The following is a 4207-nucleotide window of genomic DNA, read 5'->3' as shown; positions in this document are numbered from 1 at the left end:
CCGATGATTTCCGCGGCTACATGGGCCGCGTCGAAGCGGGCGAAGTGCGCGTGGGCGATGCGATCGTCGTGCTGCCGGCGCAGCGCGAAGCCACCGTGGCCGAGATCATCGCACCGGTGCCGGGCGGCACGGCCGCCGTGGATCGTGCGTTCGCGGGGCAAACGGTCACGATCCGTCTGACGCAAGACGTGGACGTCTCGCGCGGCGACACGTTCGTGGCGGCGCACGACATCCCGCAGCCCGCCAAGAAGCTCGAAGCGGACCTGTGCTGGTTCGACGACGAGCCGTTGTCCACCCAGCGCAAGTATCTGCTCAAGCAAACCACGAACACCGTATTCGCGCGCATCGGCGCGGTCAAGGAAGTGCTCGACGTTCATACGTTGTCGCATTCGAGCGAAGTGCACAACTTGAAGATGAACGACATCGGGCGCGTGGCATTGACGCTGCAAAAGCCGATCGTCTGCGACGCTTACGATGCGCAGCCGGGCACGGGCGCCTTCGTGCTGATCGACGAAGCCACGCATCACACGGTTGCGGCCGGCATGATTCGTGCATATTCCGCGTGATTGACGAACGAGGCGGCGCGCGAGGCGCCACCCGCACACGCGAGAGGATGAAAGCGCAATGGGCAAGGTGTATTTGATCGGTGCAGGACCGGGGGCGGCGGATCTCATCACGGTGCGTGGTGCCCGTTTATTGGGCACGGCGGACGTCGTGCTGCACGATGCGCTTGTCGAGCCCGCCATGCTCGACTATGCGCCGCACGCCCGCAAGATTGCCGTCGGCAAGCGCTGCGGACAACGCTCGACGGCGCAGCAGTTCATCAATAAGCAGATCGTCGATGCGGCGAACACGCATGAAGTCGTCGTACGGCTGAAGGGCGGCGACCCGATGTTGTTCGGCCGGGCCGATGAGGAAATGCGCGCGCTTGAAGAGGCCGGGATCGACTATGAAGTCGTGCCGGGCATTACCGCGGCGTTGGCTGCGGCGGCATCGGTGAAGCGTTCGCTGACGTTGCGCGGCGTTTCGCGCAGCGTGGCGCTCGCCACAAAAAGCCGCGCCCCCGATACCGAGGCGATTCGCGAGGCCGTCAATGCCGATTCGCTCGTGTTCTACATGGGCCGCGACAGTGCGCCCGATATCGCGCAGCAGCTGATCGACGCAGGCCGTTCGGGCGCGACGCCCGTCGCGATCGTCGAAGCATGCAGCACGCCGCGCGAGCGCACGCTGACGCTGACGCTCGAAGCGCTCGCGACGGGCGAGGCGCAGACTTGGCTCGATCCCGCGCAACCGAGCTTGCTGATGATCGGCCAAGCGTTCGCGCAGCGGGCGTCTGCCGCCCAAGCGCCTTCTCAGCAGCAAGGCGAACCCACTGCCGAGCCCGGCTCGTACGCCCACGCCGCCTGATCGGCGCTGCGGCGCTGCGTTTCCACCTCTAGTTCATCGTTCGATCGAAGAAGGCGTTTGCCCTGAGCGAAGCGCCTTCCTTCTCTCAGCCGTTAAGCTTGGCTGCCGTTCTGGTATCCGGCAGCGTCGCTTTCTCTCTGTCGACGAAAAGCCGCGCGCTCAGCCCGCCATCCCCAGTTGACGCAGGCAATACGCGGCCAGCGCATCGAGAACAGCATCGTCCTCGCCGACGGGCACCGTCGCGCGAATCTCGATCGTGGGATGCGCGGCGCGGCATGCTTCGATGACAAGCGGGAGATCGCGTCGCACGTGTCCGCCTTGCCCGAAGAACACGGGCACGACCGTAATCGACGAGCAGCCCGCGGCGGCTTGCGCGGCGACCGCGCGTTCCAGATCGGGCTCCATCAATTCGAGGAACGCCAGGGACACATGCGTATCGGGCCCGGCCAATGCCCGAAGCTTATCGGCCAGGCGCTCGAACGGCTCAGCCCAGCGCGCGTCGCGCGCTCCATGTGCGAAGAGCACGATGCCGTGTAGGGAGGGGGCGCTTGCGTTCATCGGCGGCTACCTTGCCGGCCTCAGTGCCGGTCGACCCACTTGAGCCCGGCCAGCCCGAGCACCAGATAAATGAGACCCGGCGTGGCGGCCGTTACAGGCGCCGGCCAGGTATTGAGCATGCCCACGTGCGAGAACAGCGTGTTGATGAGCTGAAAGCTCATGCCGAGCATGATCCCGCCGAACACCTTCACGCCGACGACGCCGGCGCGCGTATGCAGATAAGCGAACGGCAGCGACAACACGAGCATCACCAGCACCGCGAACGGATACAGCAGCTTCTTCCACAATGCGATTTCGTAGCGCTGCGTGTCCTGATGATTTTCGACGAGATGCTGGATGTAGCGGAACAGGTTGAAGATCGACATGCGATCGGGCGATACGAGCAGCACAGACAGAATCTGCGGCGTGAGCTCCGAGCGTAGCGAGTATTCCGGCAGCGTGACTTGCTTCGCGCGATAAACGGGATTGAGCGCGTCGGCCGGCGTGACTTGCGCAGGCTGCGGCAGGCTCGCGAGCTGCGTATCGGTGACGCCCGTGAGCAGCCAGTGGCCATTGCCCTCGTAGCGGCCCGTTTGCGCCGTACGCAGGTTCGTCAGCCGGAAGCCGGGATCGAATTCATAGATCCGCACGTTGCTGATCGTGGCATCGGGCATCAATTCGCCGACGTTGACGAAGCGCGTGACCTGTTCGCCGTCCTCGCGCGCCGTCAGCGTGTCCTTGACCCAGACCCCGGAAGCGAAGTTCGACGAAACGGCCGAGCCCAGCGCTTCGAGCCGCACGCGCTCGGACAGCTGATCCGAATACGGTCCAACGACTTCGCCGATGAAATAGGTGAGCGCGACGAGGGGTATGCCGATTTTCAGGAGCGAGCGCAGCGCGCGGCCGGTGGACAGCCCGGATACGCGAAAGATCGTGTACTCGGAATTCGCCGCCATCTGCGCGAACACATAAATCGCACTGATCAAGGCAGCGACGGGAATGATCTCGTAAAACCGCGACGGCGTTTGCAGCGCCACACGCAGCACGGCGAAGCCGAACTTGTAATTGCCGTGGCCGACCGTGTTCAGCTCGTTGATGAGATCGAAGAAAAAGAACAGGCCCGAGAACGCGAACAGAATGAAAACGAACGCGAGATAGACCTGGCGGGCGAAGTATCGTTCGTAAATGCGCATGACGATCAGGCTCCGCGCATGAAGGCGAACCACGTGCGTGGGATCAGCGGCCGATTGCGCACGCGCAGCCAGAACACCGTGACGACGACGAGCGCGGCCAGGATGTGCAGCCCCACCAATCCGACGACGAACGACATCTTGCCCTGCTCGAGCCACGATTGAATGACGTTGAGCAGGTTCGAATACGTGAGGAAGATCAGCACGGCCATGACGAGATTGATTGTGCGTCCACGCCGCGGGTTTTGATAGGCGAGCGGAATGCCGAGCAGCATCAGATTGATTGCCATGAGCGGCAGGCCCGTGCGCCAGGCGAACTCGGCCAGATTGTTGCGGGTGGGATGGCGCAGGAGCGCGGGTGTGGACAGGCCGGTGGTGGTCGGTGTGTTGACGATCGGCTGATGCGTGATCTTCACGCCATAGCGCTGGAATTCCATGATGCGGAAATCGGGCTTGCCGGGTTCGCCGTCGTAGCGCCGGCCGTTTTCCAGGACGACGAAGCGCGAGCCGTCTTTCATCGTCTCGGTATGGCCGTTTTGCGAAACGACAACGCTGACCTTGCCGTTTTCGGTGCTGGTGACGAAGACGTTCTGCACGTGCGCCTGATCGGGCGTCATCTTTTCGATGAAGAACACGCGGTGCGTGGCTGGCGATTCACGGAACTGCCCCGGCGCGAGCATCGAGACTTCGTCGCGCTGCTGGAAGCGTGCGCGAATGAGCTTGCTCTGCGCGTTGGACCACGGCCAGCCGACGTACGCGAAAAACGCGACGAGCAGGATCAGCGGCGCCGCGAACTTCGCGATCGGCTTGATGAATTGCGTGAGGCTCACGCCCGATGCGAGCCACACGACCATTTCGGAATCGCGGTACCAGCGCGTGAGCACGAACAGGATGGACACGAACATCGTCACGACGAGCATGACGGCGATGTAGCCGATGACGGTCAGACCGATCAGGACGATGACGTCCTTCGGATCGATTTCGCCGGACGCGGCGTAGCCGACGATGCGAATCATCATCGTCGTGAGGAAGATGGTCAGCAGCACCATGAATACGGCACCGGCCGTATACGC

The 4207-nt window shown here is 63.3% G+C and carries 5 protein-coding genes; 2 read left to right on the top strand and 3 right to left on the bottom strand.

What is annotated here, in order from left to right:
- The coding region (locus ACTHL0_RS17630) for an elongation factor 1-alpha C-terminal domain-related protein (RefSeq protein ID WP_440568107.1) at window positions 1–566 on the top strand (566 nt) is incomplete at its 5' end.
- Window positions 567–624: 58 nt separating this feature from the next.
- On the top strand, window positions 625–1407 hold the full coding sequence (gene cobA, locus ACTHL0_RS17625; RefSeq protein ID WP_440568106.1) for a uroporphyrinogen-III C-methyltransferase: 783 nt from the start codon (window positions 625–627) through the stop codon (window positions 1405–1407).
- 159 nt (window positions 1408–1566) lie between these two features.
- Here the strand turns inward: cobA and ACTHL0_RS17620 are convergent, their stop codons facing one another.
- The 3 genes from ACTHL0_RS17620 to lptF all read right to left on the bottom strand — a co-directional run.
- On the bottom strand, window positions 1567–1965 hold the full coding sequence (locus ACTHL0_RS17620; protein ID WP_440568105.1) for a sirohydrochlorin chelatase: 399 nt from the start codon (window positions 1963–1965) through the stop codon (window positions 1567–1569).
- Between the two features lie 20 nt (window positions 1966–1985).
- Window positions 1986–3137, bottom strand: a complete 1152-nt coding sequence (gene lptG / locus ACTHL0_RS17615) for an LPS export ABC transporter permease LptG (RefSeq protein WP_440568104.1) — start codon at window positions 3135–3137, stop codon at window positions 1986–1988.
- Between the two features lie 5 nt (window positions 3138–3142).
- Window positions 3143–4207: LPS export ABC transporter permease LptF (gene lptF / locus ACTHL0_RS17610; RefSeq protein WP_440568103.1), on the bottom strand; the 1065-nt coding region annotated here is incomplete at its 5' end.

The sequence above is a fragment of the Trinickia sp. genome, from assembly GCF_051961175.1.
Classification (GTDB): Bacteria; Pseudomonadota; Gammaproteobacteria; order Burkholderiales; family Burkholderiaceae; genus Trinickia.
Note: the sequence above shows the minus strand (reverse complement) of the source record. Positions and strands in the feature narration are given on the sequence as shown.